21 protein-coding genes are annotated in these 18,709 nt (G+C 63.2%); 9 read left to right on the top strand and 12 right to left on the bottom strand.

Annotated elements, in window-relative coordinates; translation table 11 throughout:
* Window positions 1-31 precede the first annotated feature (31 nt).
* Together AC0L2V_RS11615 and AC0L2V_RS11610 are read left to right on the top strand one after the other, a co-directional pair.
* Window positions 32-538, top strand: coding sequence for a thioesterase family protein (locus AC0L2V_RS11615; protein WP_287282163.1), 507 nt, complete (start codon window positions 32-34; stop codon window positions 536-538).
* A 121-nt stretch (window positions 539-659) separates the two neighbouring features.
* Window positions 660-857 (top strand): hypothetical protein, encoded by a 198-nt coding sequence (locus AC0L2V_RS11610; RefSeq protein WP_287177278.1) that lies wholly within the window; start codon window positions 660-662, stop codon window positions 855-857.
* A 247-nt stretch (window positions 858-1,104) separates the two neighbouring features.
* Here AC0L2V_RS11610 and AC0L2V_RS11605 read toward each other — a convergent pair whose 3' ends face one another.
* On the bottom strand, window positions 1,105-1,590 hold the full coding sequence (locus AC0L2V_RS11605) for an Lrp/AsnC family transcriptional regulator (protein WP_128180780.1): 486 nt from the start codon (window positions 1,588-1,590) through the stop codon (window positions 1,105-1,107).
* Between the two features lie 89 nt (window positions 1,591-1,679).
* Between AC0L2V_RS11605 and AC0L2V_RS11600 the strand changes: the two genes are divergently transcribed.
* The gene (locus AC0L2V_RS11600) at window positions 1,680-2,585 is read left to right on the top strand and encodes an EamA family transporter (protein ID WP_473509084.1); all 906 of its coding nucleotides are present in this window, start codon (window positions 1,680-1,682) and stop codon (window positions 2,583-2,585) included.
* On the opposite strand, the gene AC0L2V_RS11595 is transcribed toward AC0L2V_RS11600, so the two are convergent.
* Window positions 2,586-3,491 (bottom strand): dienelactone hydrolase family protein, encoded by a 906-nt coding sequence (locus AC0L2V_RS11595; RefSeq protein ID WP_473509086.1) that lies wholly within the window; start codon window positions 3,489-3,491, stop codon window positions 2,586-2,588.
* 208 nt (window positions 3,492-3,699) lie between these two features.
* Here AC0L2V_RS11595 and AC0L2V_RS11590 point away from each other — a divergent pair, with 208 nt between their 5' ends.
* Entirely contained in the window at window positions 3,700-6,363 is a 2,664-nt protein-coding gene (locus tag AC0L2V_RS11590) for an ATP-dependent helicase (protein ID WP_473509087.1), read from the top strand.
* A gap of 9 nt (window positions 6,364-6,372) precedes the next feature.
* Here AC0L2V_RS11590 and AC0L2V_RS11585 read toward each other — a convergent pair whose 3' ends face one another.
* The 5 genes from AC0L2V_RS11585 to AC0L2V_RS11565 form a co-directional block, all read right to left on the bottom strand.
* The gene (locus tag AC0L2V_RS11585; RefSeq protein WP_473520124.1) at window positions 6,373-7,425 is read right to left on the bottom strand and encodes an ABC transporter permease; all 1,053 of its coding nucleotides are present in this window, start codon (window positions 7,423-7,425) and stop codon (window positions 6,373-6,375) included.
* The gene (locus AC0L2V_RS11580; protein WP_473509091.1) at window positions 7,422-8,219 is read right to left on the bottom strand and encodes an ATP-binding cassette domain-containing protein; all 798 of its coding nucleotides are present in this window, start codon (window positions 8,217-8,219) and stop codon (window positions 7,422-7,424) included. The genes AC0L2V_RS11585 and AC0L2V_RS11580 overlap by 4 nt, the downstream gene beginning before the upstream one ends.
* Window positions 8,220-8,275: 56 nt before the next feature.
* Entirely contained in the window at window positions 8,276-9,289 is a 1,014-nt protein-coding gene (locus tag AC0L2V_RS11575) for a substrate-binding domain-containing protein (protein ID WP_027153760.1), read from the bottom strand.
* Window positions 9,290-9,463: 174 nt separating this feature from the next.
* Window positions 9,464-10,369, bottom strand: a complete 906-nt coding sequence (locus AC0L2V_RS11570; protein WP_128167128.1) for a sugar phosphate isomerase/epimerase family protein — start codon at window positions 10,367-10,369, stop codon at window positions 9,464-9,466.
* A 173-nt stretch (window positions 10,370-10,542) separates the two neighbouring features.
* Window positions 10,543-11,562 (bottom strand): Gfo/Idh/MocA family protein, encoded by a 1,020-nt coding sequence (locus AC0L2V_RS11565; RefSeq protein WP_473520123.1) that lies wholly within the window; start codon window positions 11,560-11,562, stop codon window positions 10,543-10,545.
* Between the two features lie 198 nt (window positions 11,563-11,760).
* On the opposite strand from AC0L2V_RS11565, the gene AC0L2V_RS11560 reads away from it, so the two are divergent.
* Window positions 11,761-12,786, top strand: coding sequence for a LacI family DNA-binding transcriptional regulator (locus tag AC0L2V_RS11560; protein ID WP_473520122.1), 1,026 nt, complete (start codon window positions 11,761-11,763; stop codon window positions 12,784-12,786).
* Between the two features lie 69 nt (window positions 12,787-12,855).
* On the top strand, window positions 12,856-13,431 hold the full coding sequence (locus tag AC0L2V_RS11555) for a TMEM175 family protein (protein ID WP_473520121.1): 576 nt from the start codon (window positions 12,856-12,858) through the stop codon (window positions 13,429-13,431).
* 8 nt (window positions 13,432-13,439) lie between these two features.
* Here AC0L2V_RS11555 and AC0L2V_RS11550 read toward each other — a convergent pair whose 3' ends face one another.
* Window positions 13,440-13,721: a hypothetical protein gene (locus AC0L2V_RS11550; protein ID WP_473520120.1), complete on the bottom strand. Its 282-nt coding sequence runs from the start codon at window positions 13,719-13,721 to the stop codon at window positions 13,440-13,442.
* Window positions 13,722-13,854: 133 nt separating this feature from the next.
* Between AC0L2V_RS11550 and AC0L2V_RS11545 the strand changes: the two genes are divergently transcribed.
* Window positions 13,855-14,721 (top strand): SDR family NAD(P)-dependent oxidoreductase, encoded by an 867-nt coding sequence (locus AC0L2V_RS11545; protein WP_473493978.1) that lies wholly within the window; start codon window positions 13,855-13,857, stop codon window positions 14,719-14,721.
* Between the two features lie 3 nt (window positions 14,722-14,724).
* Here the strand turns inward: AC0L2V_RS11545 and AC0L2V_RS11540 are convergent, their stop codons facing one another.
* The 3 genes from AC0L2V_RS11540 to AC0L2V_RS11530 form a co-directional block, all read right to left on the bottom strand.
* Entirely contained in the window at window positions 14,725-15,135 is a 411-nt protein-coding gene (locus AC0L2V_RS11540; RefSeq protein WP_473520158.1) for a low affinity iron permease family protein, read from the bottom strand.
* 77 nt (window positions 15,136-15,212) lie between these two features.
* Complete coding sequence (locus tag AC0L2V_RS11535; RefSeq protein WP_473493977.1) at window positions 15,213-15,854, bottom strand: LbetaH domain-containing protein; 642 nt, start codon at window positions 15,852-15,854, stop codon at window positions 15,213-15,215.
* A gap of 70 nt (window positions 15,855-15,924) precedes the next feature.
* Window positions 15,925-16,419 carry a CreA family protein gene (locus AC0L2V_RS11530; RefSeq protein WP_287065119.1) on the bottom strand — a complete coding sequence of 165 codons (495 nt, stop codon included), beginning with the start codon at window positions 16,417-16,419 and terminating at the stop codon, window positions 15,925-15,927.
* A 244-nt stretch (window positions 16,420-16,663) separates the two neighbouring features.
* Here AC0L2V_RS11530 and AC0L2V_RS11525 point away from each other — a divergent pair, with 244 nt between their 5' ends.
* Both AC0L2V_RS11525 and AC0L2V_RS11520 read left to right on the top strand, forming a co-directional pair.
* Window positions 16,664-17,239, top strand: a complete 576-nt coding sequence (locus AC0L2V_RS11525) for an SCO family protein (RefSeq protein WP_128246426.1) — start codon at window positions 16,664-16,666, stop codon at window positions 17,237-17,239.
* Between the two features lie 86 nt (window positions 17,240-17,325).
* Window positions 17,326-18,198 (top strand): 50S ribosomal protein L11 methyltransferase, encoded by an 873-nt coding sequence (locus AC0L2V_RS11520; RefSeq protein WP_091594483.1) that lies wholly within the window; start codon window positions 17,326-17,328, stop codon window positions 18,196-18,198.
* A gap of 34 nt (window positions 18,199-18,232) precedes the next feature.
* Here AC0L2V_RS11520 and AC0L2V_RS11515 read toward each other — a convergent pair whose 3' ends face one another.
* Complete coding sequence (locus tag AC0L2V_RS11515; RefSeq protein ID WP_473520119.1) at window positions 18,233-18,559, bottom strand: hypothetical protein; 327 nt, start codon at window positions 18,557-18,559, stop codon at window positions 18,233-18,235.
* Between the last annotated feature and the right edge of the window lie 150 nt (window positions 18,560-18,709).

Below are 18,709 nucleotides of genomic sequence, written 5' to 3'. Positions count from 1 at the left end.
CACGTCCTGTCCAGCCAGAAGGAAGTTTTCGATGTCCACCGCCGCCCCCTTCGCCTCTGCTCCCATGGCCATCGAAAAAGACTGGATCGACTATAACGGCCATCTCAACATGGCCTATTACAACGTGCTGTTCGACCGCTGTTCCGACGAAGCGTTCGAAATGATGGGGATGGGGCCGGACTATGCGAAGCAGCGCCGGCTGACCATCTACACGGCGGAAGTCCATGTCTGCTATATCAGGGAGCTACATCTCGACCACAAGGTCGATGTCTCGTTCCAGTTGCTCGACCATGACGACAAGCGGCTGAGAGCCTACCAGGAAATCCGCCATGTCGACGGCTGGCTCGCTGCCACGTCCGAATCATTGTCGCTGCATGTCGACATGTCCGGACCGAAGGTGGCGCCCTTCCCGGCCGATGTCCTGGCCAAGGTCGAAGTCATGCGCGCCGCCCATGCGGCGCTGCCGATGCCTGAGCGCGCCGGCCGTTCGATCGGTATTCGTCGCAAGACGCTTGAGCCGCAGTCAGACCGCCGTTAACCTTACCAAGGTTTTAACGTGAACAAGCCGAATTGAGGCGTTGCACGACTCAGTACGGCGGTCGAGAACCGTCAGCATTGCGATACTGACGGCGGGGGCTGAAGCGGTTCGGGGAAATTGCATGAAAACCGATATCAAGGTCGAGGCGGACAAGCTGGCGGCCGACCCACGCATCAGCGACTACGATTTCTGGCGATCGCTGAAGAACCTCAACTACGAAATTTTTACCATCGCCAACAACAACGAGCCGATCCCTTTCGCCATGATCCGCTGGCGCGCCATCCTGAAGCAAGCGCGTATGAAGCGCGGCCACGCCTGATCGGTGCGGAAAGAAATGGTCTCGTCCTCCGGTCGCATTTTTCGGGGGCGTTTGCGCCGCCCCTCATCCGGCTGCCGCCACCTTCTCCCCGTATAGAGACGGGGAGAAGGGAGCTTGCCGCAGCCTCGGCGCTCTTTCAGCAACGCCCGCAAATTGGCGAAACCATTGATGACAGCGTCCTTCTCCCCGTCACTATACGGAGAGAAGTGCCCGGCAGGGCGATGAGGGGCGGCGCGACTTTTTCCAGTTAAGCTGATGTATTGACGAACACTGCCGCAAGCGGTGAACGCGCCACCACCGGCGACGACTGGATGATTGCGGTGTTGGTCATCGCAAACGGAATGATGCGGTCGATCACCCGTTCGAGTTCGGCCACCGAGCCGACATGCGCCAGCGCGATGAAACAGTCCTCGCCGGTCACCCGATCGCACTGGGCGATTTCCGGCAAGTCGCGGATGATCTCGGCGACCGCAGCCAACTGCCCGGGCACCGGCCTGATCCGCAGCCATGCCGACAGCTTCATGCCGAGCGCGGCCGGGTTGATCCGCACAGTATAGGCCTCGATCACACCGCTCTCCTGCAGCCGCTTGATGCGCTCGGCCACGCTCGGCGCCGACAGGCCGACCGAGCGCGCCAGTTCAGCAGTGCTGGTGCGCGCATCCTTTTCCAGCAGGCGCAGGATTTTCAGATCCGCCGCATCCAGATCAGCATTTTCGTTTCGAATGCGTTTCAGGGAAAACTCCTTTGTTCACGAGAACAAATGATCTCTTTGGTCGGCCATTACCCATATAAAAAGGTAAATCTGCCTGCGATAATGACCCTATGGACGATCAAGCGCAAGCCCCAGCTGCTATCCCTGCCCTCGCCGGCCCTGTCTTTGGCAGGCTGGCAACATCGCTGCCGCCGCATGTCTGGTTCGGTGTCAGCGCTGTGTTTCATTATCTCGGGCCGGCTTTCGCCGTGCTGCTTTTCCCGCATGTCGGCGTGCTCGGAATGGCCTGGCTGCGCATCGTTGCGGCCGCCCTTGTCTTCGCGCCGCTGACCCGGCCGTGGACGGTCTTCGCCCGCGCCGACCGGCCGACACGGCTGCTGCTTCTCGGTTTTGGCGCTTGCCTCGGCGTGATGAATTGCTCCTTCTACCTGGCACTCGACCGGCTGCCGATCTCGCTGGTCGCGGCGATCGAGTTCGTCTGCACCATCGGCGTTGCGCTGTTCGGCGTCAGAAGCCCGCGCAATCTCGCAGCCCTTGCCGTTGCCGTCACTGGCACCTTGCTGCTGATCGACGTCAAATGGTCAAGCGACCCGATCGGCCTGTTCTGGGCTTTCCTCAACGGCGCGCTGTTCGTCGGCTACATCATGCTTGGCCATCGCGTTGCCCGCGCCGGCGCTGGCGACGGCATCGCCGGCCTGGGTGCCGCCATGGCGGTCGCCTGCCTCATCGTGCTGCCGATCGGCTTCACCGATGCGCTGCCGGCTTTCACGGCGCCGCCACTGCTCATCGCCGCCATCGGCGTCGGCATCTGCTCGTCGGTCATCCCCTATATCTGCGACCAGCTTGCCATGTCGCGGCTGCCGCGATCGAGCTTCGCGCTGATGCTGTCGTTGCTGCCGGTCACCGCCACGCTGATCGGCGTCTTTGTGCTCCGCCAGATACCCAGCCCAACCGATTGCATCGGCATCGCGCTGGTGGTGGCCGGCGTCGCTTTTCACAAACCGGCAAATGCCTGATCAGGCAAGCTTCTCCTTGAGAAAGGCGATCGTCCGGCCCCAGGCGAGGTCCGCCGCGTTCTTGTCGTAGCGAGCCGCCGACGTGTCATTGTTGAAGGCATGATTGGCGCCTTCATAGACATGGATCGTGTACTCGACTTCAGCTGCATCGAGCTCCTTCCTGAAGGCGTCGATACCGGCATTGATGCGGGTGTCGAGTCCGGCATAATGCAGCAGCAGCGCCGCCTTGATCTTGGGCACATCCTCGGCCTTCGGCTGCATGCCGTAATAGGCGACAGCGGCAGCCAGATCCGGCGCATTGGCAGCCAGTGTGTTCACCGTGGCGCCGCCCCAGCAGAAGCCGACCGCGCCGACCTTGCCGTTGCCATCCTCGCTGCCCCTAAGGAAAGCGACCGTTGCGACCGCATTGGCAGTGGTTTGCGCCGGATCGAGCTTGGAAAACTGCTCGCGCGCCTTGTCTTCGTCGGCCGGCGTGCCGCCGAGCGGCGACAGGAAATCCGGGGCCAGCGCAACGAAGCCTTCCAGCGCCACGCGCCGCGTCACATCGCGTATATGCGGGTTGAGCCCCCTGTTCTCATGCACGACGATGACGGTGCCGAGCTTGCCGGACTGGCCGGCCGGCTTGACCAGATAGCCCTTCATCTCGCCACCGCTGCCGGGATAGCTGATGTCCTCGCCCGTCACGCGTGAATCGTCCTCGGCAACAATCGCCGCCCGGGCTGAATTCGCCGCCAGCAGCGGCGCGATTGCGGCGGCCGCCGCACCTGATCCGGCAAGCCTGGTCAATTGTTCCATGAAGCGCCGCCGGTCGAGCGTCAGATGCGTGTATTCGTCATACGCATCTATCATAGCCTGGGTAATGGCGGGTCTGTTGACGGCGGGGCTGGCAGGGCTCGGTTTTGTCATGGCGCTCTCCTCGGCTTCGGGAATATGTCCGCCGCGCAAGATAGGGTCGAGGGCTGCATGGTCCAATCACGGATCAGTGAGGCCCAGCATGCAGTGCTCCACGACGTCGGTGGGTTAAATATACCCATTTGTAGGTTCCGGCGCTGGACAGAGAACAAAACGGAGACACTTCTGGCCTTTCGCTGCCGAATCACTACATTCGGGGGAGATGTCCGGCTTTTCGGAAGATATGCCTTTTTTTGATGAACCGAACGCGCGGCCCGTGGCCCCGTCGGGCATTGCTGCGCGCGCCATGGCTGCCCGCAGCGGCCATGCCAATGCGCCCGATTATCTGAACGGGCTCAACCCCGAGCAGCGGCTGGCGGTGGAAACCACCGAGGGTCCGGTTCTGGTGCTGGCCGGCGCCGGCACCGGCAAGACGCGCGTCCTGACCACCCGCATCGCTCACATCCTCGCCACCGGCAAGGCCTTCCCGTCGCAGATCCTCGCCGTCACCTTCACCAACAAGGCGGCGCGCGAGATGAAGCAGCGCATCGGCCTGCTGATCGGCGAAGGCAATGTCGAAGGCATGCCGTGGCTCGGCACCTTCCACTCGATTGGAGTTAAGCTGCTGCGCCGCCACGCCGAACTTGCCGGGCTCAGATCCGACTTCACCATTCTCGACACCGACGACGTCGTGCGCCTGATCAAGCAGCTCATCCAGGCCGAAGGACTGGACGACAAACGCTGGCCGGCCAAGCAGTTCGCCCAGATGATCGACGGCTGGAAGAACAAGGGGCTTGGCCCCGCCGAGATTGCCGAGGGCGACGCCCGCGCCTTCGCCAACGGCAAGGGGCGTGAACTCTACAAGGCTTACCAGGAGCGGCTGAAGACGCTGAACGCCTGCGACTTCGGCGATCTCCTGTGCCACCCGATCCGTATCTTCCGCGCCAATCCGGACGTGCTGAAGGAATACCACAAGCGCTTCCGCTACATCCTTGTCGACGAGTACCAGGATACCAACACCGCCCAGTACATGTGGCTGCGGCTGCTGGCGCAACGGCCGGACGCCGGACGCACTTCTACGTCGACAGGTTTGCGAACGGCCGAAGGCCGCAAGCCCGACCGGGCGTCGGCCGGCCAGGCCGCCCCCGCGGAGGCCAGCGAGCGAAGCTCGCGCGCGGCCGTGAGCGATAGCAAAGTCAACATCTGCTGCGTCGGCGACGACGACCAGTCGATCTATGGCTGGCGCGGGGCCGAAGTCGACAACATCCTGCGCTTCGACAAGGATTTCCCCGGCGCCACGATCATCCGTCTGGAACGCAACTACCGCTCCACCGCGCACATCCTCGGCACCGCCTCCCACCTCATCGCCCACAATGAAAGCCGCTTCGGCAAGACGCTGTTCACCGAAAAGATCGCCGAGGACGACGAGAAGGTGCATGTCCATGCCGCCTGGGATTCCGAGGAAGAGGCCCGCGCCGTTGGCGAAACCATCGAGGCCTACCAGCGGCAGAAGCACAATCTCAACGATATGGCCATTCTTGTCCGCGCGTCCTTCCAGATGCGCGAGTTCGAGGACCGCTTCGTCACCCTTGGCCTCAACTACCGCGTCATCGGCGGCCCGCGCTTTTACGAGCGCCTCGAAATCCGCGACGCCCTGGCCTTCTTCCGCGTCGTCGCGCAAGGCGCAGACGACCTCGCCTTCGAGCGCATCGTCAATGTGCCGAAGCGCGGGCTGGGCGAAGCCACCATCCGCCAGATCCACGACACCGCCAGGGCGCTGCGCATCCCGATGCTGGAGGCTGCAGAAAAACTCGCTGAGAGCGACGAGCTGAAGCCAAAGCCGCGCGCAGCGTTGCGCGAGGTCGCCGCCAATTTCGAGCGCTGGCAGAAGGCGCTGGAGACCACGCCGCACACCGAGCTGGCCGAGACCATCCTGGAGGAGAGCGGCTACACCGACATGTGGAAGAACGACCGCTCTGTAGAAGCGCCCGGCCGGCTGGAAAACCTCAAGGAACTGATCCGCTCCATGGAGGAGTACGAATCGCTGCGCTCCTTCCTCGAACATGTAGCGCTGGTGATGGACGCCGAGCAGAACGCCGAGCTCGACGCCGTCAACATCATGACGCTGCATTCGGCCAAAGGCCTCGAATTCGAGACAGTTTTTCTGCCCGGCTGGGAGGAAGGACTGTTCCCGCATCAGCGCGCGCTCGACGAGGGCGGCCGCTCCGGGCTCGAGGAAGAGCGGCGGCTGGCCTATGTCGGGCTGACCCGCGCCAAGAAGAACCTGCATTTGTGGTTCGTCTCCAACCGCCGCATCCACGGCCTGTGGCAATCGACGATCCCGTCGCGCTTCCTCGAGGAATTGCCGGAAGCCCATGTCGAGGTCGCCGAGAGCGGCAACTCCTATGGCGGCTACGGCAATGCCTACGGCGGCGGCTCCTTCGCCTCCGGACGGGGCGGCCAGGCGGCAGGACGGCAGAATCCTTACGGCGCGTCGCGCTTCGACAATGTCGGCGCAGAAAAATCCGGCGCCTTCTCCAGCACCTATGCAACGCCGGGCTGGCAGCGCGCGCAGCAGAACCGCACGGAGGCGACCGACCGCAACTGGGGCTCGCGCTCCGGCCACCAGGTCGAGCGCATCGGCTATGGCGAGACCGACAGTGGCTATGGCGCCGGCCGCACCTCGATCAAGGGCCGCACCATCGACGGCGAGCTGGTCGCCAAATCCGTCGCCGACACGCCATCCCCCTTCAATGTCGGCGACCGCGTCTTCCACCAGAAATTCGGCAACGGCAACATTGCCGCCATCGACGGCAACAAGCTGACCATCGACTTCGACAAGGCCGGCCAGAAACGCGTGCTGGACGGGTTTGTCACCGGGGTGTGAGTCTCCCCCTCACCGATACCGCGCCTGGTTCCATTTGTGACCGAGCAGCGACAGGATGATGATCAGCCCGTTGAAGAACTGGACATAGAAGCCGCTCAGGCCTGCCGCGACGACGCCGGTCTGGATGAACGACACGGTGACGGCGCCGATGGCGCCGCCGACGACGGTACCGATGCCGCCCCAGGTCGGCGTGCCGCCAACGAACACCGATGCCAGCACCGGCAGCAGATAGCCGTCGCCGGCCGTCGGCCACCAGGTGAAGTTGATCATCACCGAAAAGGTGCCGGCGATCGCCGCCCCGATGCCGACGAAGACGAATACTTTCACCCGCACGCGCTTGACGTCGATGCCCATCTGCTGGGCGCTGTCGGGATTGTCGCCGACCACCTTCACCTGCGCGCCGAAACGATGCCTGTTGTAGAGCAGCGCCGACAGCACGACAAAGCCAATGGCCCAGAAGATCTGCACCGGGATGCCGTAAAGCTGGCTGGAGAAGATCTTGTAGGCCCAGCTGTCGGCAAGGCTGGTCAGCGCCGTCGACCTGCCTTCGTTGATGATCTGGATCAGGCCGCGCAGCAGGAAGTTCATTCCGAGCGTGGCGATCAGCGACGACAGCCCGCCATAGACGACCAGCGACCCGACAAGGAAGCCGAGCAACGTGCCCGTTGCAATGGCGGCGGCAATACCGAGAAACGGGTCGTAGCCGGCCTGCACGACCAGCGCGAACACCCATGAGGCAAAACCCATCGTCGCCGGAAACGACAGGTCGATCTCGCCGCAGGTGACGACGAAGACCAGCGGCACCACCACGAACAGCGCAACCGGCAGCGTGGTGAGCACGGAACGGTAGAGATACCAGGTGGTGAAGACGGTCGGGTTGGCGATCATGAACACCGTCATCATCACCACGAACACGGCAAGCGTGCCAAGTGCGGCGCGGTTGTCGAGGATGAAGCCGCGCATCCATTGATCGGATGGGTGTTTCCACTCTTTCCGGGGATTGCCGGGACGGGAGATGCCTGCGGACGGCTCTTGCAGATCGGGCTTCATCGTCTTGCTCATCGCGCTCTCTGCTCCGGGTCGCCGGCGTCGTGCAGTCCCGGCAATCCACCCGGATGCGCGACGTCTTTCATGAAGTTGATGAGGTCTTCGGCCGACTTGACCTGGCTGCGGTCGGCGGTGAGCGCCACCTTGCCGCGGTCCAGCACGACGAAACGATCGGCGATGTCGAAGACGTGGTGGATGTTGTGGCCGATGAACAGGATCGACCGTCCGCTCGCCCGCACCTGGCGCACGAAATGGAAGACCTTGGCGGTCTCGGTCAGCGACAGCGCCGTCGTCGGCTCGTCGAGGATGATCAGGTCGGCCTGCTTGTAGATTGCCCGGGCGATCGCCACGCCCTGGCGTTCGCCGCCGGAAAGCTGGCCGACGATCGATTGCGGCGTGAACACTTTCGAGGTGAAGCCGATCTCGCGCATCAGCCGGCTCGCCTCCTCGATTTCCTTGTTGACCTTCAGCCAGCCGAGAAAGCCGGTGAGTTCGCGGCCCATGAAGATGTTGCGCACGATCGTCTGCTGCACGGCCAGCGCCCGGTCCTGGAATACCGTCTCGATGCCGGCGTCGCGCGAGCGCGCGGCGCTCCAGCCGGTCACCGGCTGGCCGCGGATGAGGATCTCGCCGCTGGTCGGCTTGACCACGCCGGAGAGGATCTTGATCAGCGTCGACTTGCCGGCGCCGTTGTCGCCGATCAGGCCGACCACCTCGCCGCGGTCGACGCTGAGATTGACCCCGCCCAGCGCATAGACCTGGCCATAGGACTTGCTGATGTCGCGCAGCTCTATAAGGCGTTCTGCCATGGCGATCCTCACTTGGTTCCGGCTGCGGTCGCAAGACCGGCAGCCGTGTCAAAAGGTCAGCGCAGCGCCTGCTTGGCGAGCTCGGCGACGATCTCGTAATTGTCAGGCGTGACGAAGCCGGCGCCGGTGTCGACATTCATTGGCGCCAGGCCCAGCACCACCTGCTGGCAGAGGCTGAGGATCGGCAGATAACCCTGCAGGAACGGCTGCTGGTCGGCCGTCAGCTGGACCCAGCCGCCCTTAAAACCCTCGACGATCTGCGGGCTGGTGTCGAAGCCAAAATTGAAAATATCGCCAGCCTTCCTGCCTGCCGCCTGCATGTAGGTCGGGACGTTGCCCAGCATCTGTCCGCCGGGATAGCCAACCGCCTTGACGTCGGGATTGTTGAGGAGTGCTGCGGTAATCACCGGAATGGCCAGATTAGGGTCGGAAGCCCATTCGCCGCTCGGCGGCGAGGAGAGCTGGATGACCTCGACGCCCGCCTCTTTCAGGGCGGCGACCGTGCCGCGCTCGCGCGCGCCGCGGCTCTCGTTCTCGAACGGGCCGATCATGATCGCCTTGTCGCCGGCCTTGAGCCCGGCCAGCTTGAACGCCTCGGCGCCGAGCGCGCGGCCCTGCTCTTCCTGCTGGGCGCCGACATACCCGCCGCCGAACGCTGCCGTGACCTTCGGCACAGGCACGTTCTGGTACATCATCCTGATGCCGTCCTTGTGCGCCTGTTCGGCCAGCGGCATGATCGAAGCATCGCCCGGGTGGCCCATCATGGCGATGCCGCCGGGCTTGACCGCGACGGCCTCGCGCAATTGCTGCACCATCTTCTCGACATCCCACTGGGAGAAGATGTAGTCGACCTTTGGCCCAAGATCGGCCTCGGCCTGCTTGGCGCCATTGTAGACGATGGTGCCGAAGGCGTCGCCCTCGGCGCCGCCGACGAAGAAGCGGATGTGGACGTCCTTGCACCACTGGGCATCGAGCGCCTGGGCAGGCAAGGTGGAGATTGCGGCGGCGAGCGCCGTGGCGGCCGCCATGACGGTCGAGCGCAAAACTGTCCTTCTCATCGTGATGCTCATGCACTTATCCTCCCTTTGTTCCCTCGCAAGCCGAGGGGTCTTCGACGAATGCTTCGGCTTCTCGCCGCAATGCTTCGCTGGCCGGCTCCCTGTTTGATGCATGTCGTTGTCGCAAAACCGCTGCACACCCTTGGTCAGGCCCGAGGGCATGCTTTTGCGCGACATGCCTTAACTTCACGCCGGGTTCGGCAGATACGTCGCACCTCCCCGGCATTGCTTGAGGTAGTCCAGCGCCCGCACTTGCCCGGTAATCTCAAGGTCGCCGCGATAGACCGGGTCGTGCCAGCCTTCGATGTCGATGGCGCCCCTGTATCCGGCCAGCCGCAATTCGCTGATCACCCGCGTCCAGTCGCTGTCGCCGAAGCCAGGCGTGCGCATTTGCACGAACGGCAGCCGGCCGAACACGCCATGCTCGCGGATCACGTCCCAGCGCACCGTCGCGTCCTTGCCGTGGACATGAAAAATGCGCGGCGCCCATTTGCGGATCTGCGGGATCGGATCGATCAGGTAGACGAGCTGGTGGCAGGGCTCCCATTCCAGGCCGAGATTGTCATCTGGCAATTCGTTGAACATCAGCTCCCAGGCGTCCGGATTGTGGGCGATGTTCCAGTCTCCATCAGCCCAGTTGCCGTCCATCGCGCAATTCTCGAAGGCGATGCGCACGCCCTTGTCGGCGGCGCGCCGGGCCAGCGGTCCCCAGACCTCGCGGAAGCGCGGCAGGCTGTCGGGCAGCGGCTTGCCGCGGAGGCGGCCGGTGAAGCCGCTGACCATCGCGGTGCCGAACAGATGCGCATGGTCGATGGCCGTTTCCCAGGCATCAAGCACGCCGCGATCGACATCGCCGCTTTCCAGCGGATTGCCGAAGACGCCGAGCGAGGAGACGACGACATCGGCGTCACCGATCGCCTCGCGGATCTGGCCGGCCAGCCGTGGAAGATCCTTGTCGCCCAGCGTCTGCCAGAAGAAGGGCTGGATGCTCTCGAAGCCGAGCGGCAGGATCGCCTTAATATAGGCGGCCGGGTCATCGAGATTGGCCCGCACCATGGTGCCGATCCTGATGTCGAGAAGCGGGTTTGGCATCGTCACCCTTCCCAGAGCAAGATGAGGTTAGTTTTGGTCATTCTGCCGGGCTGGTTTGGGCCAAATCCTTCGGGCTCTGGCTCGGGTGTAGCACCACTACGCCCTTCGCCAGACCCCTCGACCTTGTCCCAAACCATCACCGGCAGAATGACCAAAACTAACCTCATCTTGCTCTATGCGATCGCGACCCGGCGCCCGGTTTCGGCGCTTTCGATCGCGGCAAAGACCATGGCCAGGCTCTTGATGTTGTCGGCGCCGCGCGTCTCGGGCTCGCTGCCGGTTTCGACGGCGCGCACAAAATCCTGGATGATGCCGAGATGGCCGCCGATGCGGTCATTGGGATCGAGCGGCGGCACGGCGAGCGGCTCTGTGCGATCGAACAGGCCTTCACGGATAGGCCGCGCGACTTCCGCCCTCAGCCCATCCTCACCGTCCCAGACAAGGCTGCCATGCTCGGCGACGATGCGCCATGTGCTCTCCCAACTGGTGCGGAAGCCGTCGGCGCACCAGGAGCCGGCATAGGTGAACAGCTTGCCGCCGCCGAGCTCGAAAATTGCGGTGGCCGACGATCCCTGCCGGTACCAGGAATTGACCGGCTCCCATTCCTGGCAGTAGACGCTGGCCGGCGCGCCGCCGACCATGTAGCGGGCGGCGTCGAAAGTATGGATCGCCATGTCGAGCAGCAGGACATGGCGCATCTCCTCGCGAAACCCGCCGAAATGCGGCGCGACGAAGAATTCGGCGTGGATGCTGGTTGGCGCACCAATGGCGCCGGAATCGAGAAAACGCCTGATGCGCCTGATGTTGGCGACATAGCGGCGGTTCTGGACGACGGCGTGCACGCGCCTGGCGCGTCGGGCTGCCTCGACAATGGCGCGCGCGTTCTCCGGGCTGTCAGCTAGCGGCTTCTCCGTCAGGAGGTGGCAATGATGCGCAAAGGCCGAAAGCGCGACATCGCGCCGGGCCGCGGGAACCACAATGTCGAACACAGCGTCGGGCTTGGTCTGGTCGAGCACGGCGTCAAGATTGGTTCCGACGATGGCGCCGGCAAGCTCGTATTCGCGCGCCCTTGCCTTCGCCCTGTCGGCGTCGAGGTCGACAAGGCCGACAATAGCCAACCCGTCGATCTGCCTCGCCGCATCGAGCCAGTGCTTGCTCATCGCTCCGCAGCCGACCAGGACGACATTCACCATCCAGCGCTCCTCCTCCGCTCGGCCCCTCCAGACCGATCGTCACGGCATTCACGGCATGACCGTAAACGTTTTTCCGTAAACGTTTACGAGAACACACCGGAAGGCGTAGAATGTCAATTGGCCGCTCGCGAAAATCACCTTGATCACCTTGGCCTGAAGAGCGGCCGATGATAGCCAGGCAAGGGGGAGAACTGTCCTTTGGCGTCCAGCATCCACGACCTTGCGCGTCACCTGAACATTTCGATCGGCACCGTGTCGCGCGCGCTCAACGGCCGTGCCGACGTCAATGCCGACACCCGCCAGCGCGTGCTCGATGCGGCGGCAAAGCTGAACTATTCGCCGAACCAGTCCGGCCGCAGCCTGCGCCGCGGCACCACCCACTCGATCGCCTTCATGCTGCAGCCGCACCCGGGCGACCAGCAATATGGCGAACCGTTCTTCATTCCGTTCCTGACCGGGCTGCAGGCGAAACTCGCCGAAAGCGGGCTCGATCTGATCGTGGTGATGGGCGCGCCGGGCGACTACCAGCAGGAGCGCCTGCGCCGGGTGGTCGAGACGCGCCGGGCCGACGCCGTGGTGCTGGCCTATACGCGTCGCGAGGACGAGCGCATCGATTACCTGACCAGGGTCGGATTCCCGTTCGCGACGCTCGGCCGCAGCCGCTCCGGCGGCAAGACCTATCCGTCGCTCGACCTCGATTTCGAAAAAGCCGGGGCCGACGCGGTCGACCGCCTGGTGGCGCGCGGCCATCGCCGCATCGCTGCCATCCGCCCGTCCCTCAACCTCAATTTCGGCTACCTGTTCCTGGCCGGCTATCGCAAGGCCTTGCGGCGGCACGGCATCGAGGTCGACCCCGGGCTGATCGCGAAAGGCTTCATCAATGAAGCCGGCGGCGACGCGGTGACGCCGCAGGTCATGCGCTCCAAGGACCCGCCGACCGCCATCATCTTCAACAATGACGCGATGGCACTCGGCGGCTGCAAGGCGCTGGCCGAGATGGGCATCAAGCCGGGCCACGACATTGCGGTGATCGTCATCGTCGACACGCCGCTCTGCCGCTATTTTTTACCGGCACTGACCGGCTTCCGCCCTCGCCTGGAGCCGATGGGACGGCGGCTTGCCGAAATGTTGCTGGCGTCGATCCCGGCCTTCGCCGGCCCCGAAGGCGCGCGGATCATCCGTGAGGTCTGGCCGCTGGAGCTGATCGCGCGCGACAGCGATTGATGATGGCCGGGCCTTCCCTCCAGCCACGTCGATCGCCTAGGATGAGTCAGGCGCAGCAGGGGAGAGTCCATGGGCAAGGGACGGGTCGAGGCATTTTCCGATGGCGTCATGGCCATCATCATCACCATCATGGTGCTGGAATTGAAGGTGCCGCATAGCGCGGATTTTTCCGCGCTGGCACCGCTATGGCCCACCTTTCTCAGCTACGTGCTGTCCTTCATCTATGTCGGCATCTACTGGAACAATCTGCACAACATGTTCCACACCGTGCAGCGGGTCGATGGCCGCGTGCTGTGGGCGAATTTGCATCTGCTGTTCTGGCTGTCGCTGATGCCCGTGACCACCGCCTTCATGGGCGAAAACCATTTCGCGCCGGTGCCTGTCGCTGTTTACGGTGTTGTCCTGGCGCTTTGCGCGGCCGCCTACTTCATTCTGGTCGTCATCCTGCACCGGCTGCATGGCAACGACACTGCCTTCGCCAGAGCGGCAGGCACCGATCGCAAGGAAAAGATCTCGGTGGTCCTCTACATCGCCGCCATTCCGCTGACCTTCGTCAATCAATGGATCAGCGTCGCGCTCTATGTGCTGGTTGCCATGATCTGGTTCGTGCCGGACAAGCGTTTCGAAAGGCAGATCGAAAAATAGGTACCGCCCTATCCCCGCATCGCCTTCAGCTTTTCCGCCACCGAGGCCGCAAGGTCGGCATAGCGTTCCTCCAGCCGCTCGGCCGCCTTGATCACCGAAAAATCGTGGCCGAATTTTTCCAGCGCCATGCGCAGCTTCTCGACGAATTCCGCTTGTTTTTCGAGCGCCGAAAACAGCGTTCTCACCTGCGCTTCGCTGATGTCGGGATTGGCAAGCATTTGCGGCACCTCACGGCTCATCTGGTCACCGGCGGCGGTCTGTTCTTTCAGGATCTCGATCCAGTCGGTCAATCGGTAATCTCCTTCTTACGCGGACAGCATGCGCAGCGCCTGCCGATGTGGTCAACCCAAGGGCGCCCAAACGGGGCTTGCGCGAGCCTGTCGCCGCGTTAAGTTCGGCGCAACCTGAACGAGGACACTATCGATGACCACCGACGCCGAAATCCAGAGCGCTTTGCCTGCCCTTGGCTCCGGCAACGTTGCCGTCATCACCGGCGGCGCCAGCGGCATCGGCCTTGCCGCGGCCAGGCGGCTGGCGGCAATGGGCCTGAAAATCGTGCTTGCCGACATCGGCGGCGCGCGGCTCGACGAGGCTGCCGGCGCGGTTGCAACCATTGCCGGCGACAGCGCGGTACTCGCGGTCGCCACCGACGTCTCGAAAGCCGACGAAGTCGACCGGCTGGCCGAAAAGGCATTCGATGCCTTCGGCGGCGTGTCGCTGTTGATGAACAATGCCGGCGTCGGCAACAATCCCGGCAAACCCTGGGAGAACCGCGACGCCTGGAAGCGGCTGCTGGACATCAATTTCTGGGGCGTCGTCCATGGCGTCGAGGCCTTCGTGCCACGCATGCTGGCTGCAGGAAAACCGGGCCTGATCGTCAACACCGGCTCCAAGCAAGGCATCACCACGCCGCCCGGCAACCTTGCCTACAACGTCTCCAAATCGGGCGTGAAGAGCTTTACCGAAGGCTTGGCGCATGCGCTGCGCAACGAGCCCGGCGGAAAGATTGCTGCGCATCTGCTCATTCCGGGGTTCACTTTTACCGGCCTGACCGAGGGTGCAACCGAAAAGCCCGCCGGCGCCTGGACCGGCGAGCAGGTGATCGACTTCATGCTGGCCGCGCTGGTGCGTGGCGACTTCTACATCCTGTGCCCCGACAACGAGGCGACGCGGCCTATGGACGAAAAGCGCATGGCCTGGGCGATCGGCGACATCATCGAAAATCGCCCTGCTCTGTCGCGCTGGCACCCGGACCACAAGGACGCTTTCGCGACGTTCATGGAAAGCTGACGCTCACGCCGCATGCGTCTTCGAGCCGCGCTTTTGTGCAGTGGCTTTCATGCCCGCCGTATCATGCCGTTTCGCCGCCTGTTCACATTTTCTACGGATCTCCTCGACCTCGGATTCGGTCAGGTGCTCGATGCCGATAAAGGTATTGTGAGCTTTGCCGACCCGGATCAACTCGTCGAGTTTCGTCTGAATCGCCGTGCCATCGCGGTTCTGGGTATTCTGGATGAGGAACACCATCAGGAAGGTGACGATCGTCGTGCCGGTGTTGATGATGAGCTGCCAGGTATCGGAAAACCCGAACATCGGTCCGCTTGCCGCCCAGACAACGATGATCAGAAAACAGACGGCGAATGTCGCCGGCAGACCGGCAAGATGGGCAACGTAGGTGGCGATCCTGGTGAAAAGCTTCTCCATCATGGCAGGAGAAACAACCAGCATCCGCTCCGGGTTCCCTCCTTTCACCGACGTAGCCGTTCAGAGACCCGCAAGGATCAGGGGATTTCGTGCTCCCAGCGGTCGAGAAAGGCCTCGATGGAAAGCGCCTGCATGTCGGGAATGGCCCTGGCGAGTTTTTCGACCGACCAGTCCCACCAGCCGAGGCTTTCAATCCGCGCAGCGGTTTTCTCGGCAAAACGCTGGCGCAGCGGCTTGGCCGGAACGCCGGCGACGATCGCATAGGCAGGTACATCGCGCGTCACCACCGCATTGGCGCCGACGATCGCGCCATTGCCGATGGTCACATCAGGCATGATTACCGCGCCATGGCCGATCCAGACGTCGTGGCCGATGGTGACGGACGTCGCCCGCCGCCGTTCGCGGAACGCCGCGTCGACGCCCAGCCAGCGAAAATACTCGTTTGGCCGGTAGCTGACCTTGTGCTGGGTCAACCGCTCGATCGGATGCTCGAGCGCGTTGATACGGCTGTTGGCGGCGATCGAACAGAACTTGCCTGTTGTCGTGTAGATCGCCTCGGCATGGCGCTCGAAATAGGAGAAGTCACCGACTATGACTTCGCGCAGGATGACCCGCTCGCCGATCGAGGCGTAGCGCCCAAGCTTGCATGCCTTCAATTCCGCGGTCGGATGAATGCGCGGCTCGGGGTCTTTCAGGACAAGATTTTCGGGAGGGTCCATGCCGGCGGCTTTACGCCCGAGCGATTAGTCCCGCAAGCGGGGACCAATCGTTGTCACCTGTTTCCAGAGCCTATTTCGGCTTGCCGTTGGTCCACACCACGTTCTGGCCATAGAGCGGCACCGTGGTGACCGACATTTTCGCCGAACCGTCCTGCACCTGGCGCGAATGCGACAGATAGATCAGGGTCTCGTTGGTCTTGTCGTAGATGCGGTTCACCACCTGTTTCTTCCAGATCAGGCTGATGCCTTGCTTGAACACCTCCTCGCCGGCCTCGCTCATGTCGATGTCGCCGATGGTGATCGGCCCGGTTTGGCGGCAGGCGATCGAGGAATCGGATGGGTCCTCGAACCAGTTGCCCTTTTGCAGGCGGTCGATCACGCCACGGTCGAAATAAGAGACATGGCAGGTCACGCCTTCGACCTTCGGGTCCTTGATCGCCTCGACGATGATGTCGTTGCCGAGCCAGTCGACGCCGACTTTGCCGACCTCCTGGGCGACAGCCGCACCAGCACCGACGACAAGGCACGCGGCCAAAGCGCCGCCGATCAGTTTTCGCCCAATCAGTCCTTGCCCAATCAGTCGTTGCCCAATCAACCTTTGCAAACGAAGCCTCCTGCCGTTCGAGTTTTGCCGACCTCAGGTGGGACGGCGGGCAGCACTTTGCAAGCGGATCATTTTTTAAGAGAAAGCCGGTTGCGGCAACGCGACATCTTTGCGCGAGCGAGATCAAACCGTTAAGAGTGTTCGCCCAACAAGCTCCAAAGGCGCCGACACGGCGCCAATGAAAATCGCGACGGACAGCCAATTGATGATGCGTTCAATACTGGTCGGCATTCTCGTCCTGATGGCGGCGGGCATCGGCTGGCTCACCTTTGAATGGTACCGCGGGCATTATGGCGGCGAGCCGTTCGGCGCGCCGTTCACGCTGGTCGACCAGAAGGGCGCTCCAATCACCGAGGCTGCCTTTCGCGGCCAGCCCAGCGTCGTCTTCTTCGGCTTCACCCACTGCCCGGAAGTCTGCCCGACCACGCTGTTCGAACTGGCCGGCTGGCTGAAGACGATGGGCGACGATGGCAAGAACCTGCGCGCCTATTTCGTGACGGTCGACCCGGAGCGCGACACGCCCGAAATCATGAACGCCTATATCAGCAACTTCTCCGATCGCATCCTCGGCATCACCGGCGACCCGGACAAGGTCCGCGCCATGGCCAAATCCTTCGGCATCTATTCGAAAAAGGTCGATACCGGCAACGGCGACTACACGATGGACCACACTGCTTCGGTGCTGCTGCTCAACGCCAGGGGCGATTTCGCCGGCACCATCGCCTATGGCGAAAGCCCGGACGCCGCCATCGCCAAGCTCAAGCGGCTGGCGGCAGGTTAGTGCATGGTCCCGAACCGACGGTCCGCGCCAGCGAAAAGTGGGAACCGGTTTTCGGACAAGATCATGCGCACGAAGAAAATCGTTTGATGACCCAAACGCGGCTTTATTTCAGCACTGGAAAGATCGAGGCCGACCGTATCTTCGCGGCGTTCGAAGCGGCATTCGAAGATGAGGGCCTGCCGATTGGCTTGGTCGAAGTCGACGAGGACCGCGACATCCACGAAGTGTCACTCTATGCCGACGGCGATGTCGATGCCGTCGAGGCGCGCTTGAAGGAGATCCTTGCCGGGCTGGCCCTGTCGAGGCCGATTGCGCGCGAGCCCGTGCCTGATATCGACTGGGTGACGCGTTCATTGGAGGGACTGAAGCCGGTACGCGCCGGCCGTTTCTTCGTCCACGGCGCGCATGACCGCAGGAAGCGCCACAGCGGCGAACTCGCCATCGAGATCGAAGCGGGCCTGGCTTTCGGCACCGGCCATCACGGCACCACCGCCGGATGCCTCGAAATGTTGGAACAGGTCGTGCGGCGCGAGCGCCCGCGCAACGCGCTCGACCTCGGCACCGGCAGCGCGGTGCTGGCCATCGCGCTGGCCAAGCTCGCCCATATCCCGGTGCTGGCGACCGACATCGATCCGGTCGCCACAAAAGTCGCCGCCGCCAACGCGCGGCTCAACCACGTCAAGGCGCTCGTCGAAACGGTGACGGCGCCGGGCTTCCACCATCCGATTTTTGCCGCGCGCGGGCCTTTTGGCCTCATCGTCGCCAATATACTGGCGCGGCCGCTGATGCGGCTGGCGCCCGAAATGGCCGGGCATATCGGTTTGGGCGGCTCGATCGTGCTGTCAGGCATCCTCGACCGGCAGCGCGACGCGGTGATCTCCGCCTATGTCGGCCAGCGGTTCCGCCATGTCAGGACGTTGCATCGCGAAGGCTGGGTGACAATCCACCTCAAGCGGTGACGCGCAGCGCCTTCACCGCACGCCGCAAATTCGCTCAGACATAGCGCGACCTTGCCGCCTTCTTCAGTTCTTCGCGATCGTAGCCGTTGGCTTTCAGCGTTTCGTCGTCAAAACCAAGCAGAACGCCGCTCACATAGCGGCTCGCTTCGCGCTGGCGCGCTTCGATGAGAGCGTTCACGGCGCTTCTGAAAAATCCGCGTCTGGCTGAAATCGTGGACATGATGGTCTCCTTTGCAGGGCAGTAAGACTCGTTCCTCCACGCCAAAAAGGTAAGCTCTGCTGACCTTTTAAATCGCTGATTCTGCATGGCGTCCATGCGCAAAAGCGATGCTGGACCGAACAGGGCAATCACTGCAGGCAAAAGAGGGCCTCCCAGCTCACGTAGAATGACCACCGTCGATGTCGGCGCGGGCCCCACAATAACACACCCGGGGCGCAGGGGGGCGGCGAGCCCCCCCGCGATGACCCGGGGGGCCCCCGACCCCCCGCCCGCGGGGCGGCAACAACCGCG

Source organism: Mesorhizobium sp. WSM4814 (assembly GCF_055811595.1).
This window is presented reverse-complemented; position numbering and strand designations above follow the sequence as displayed.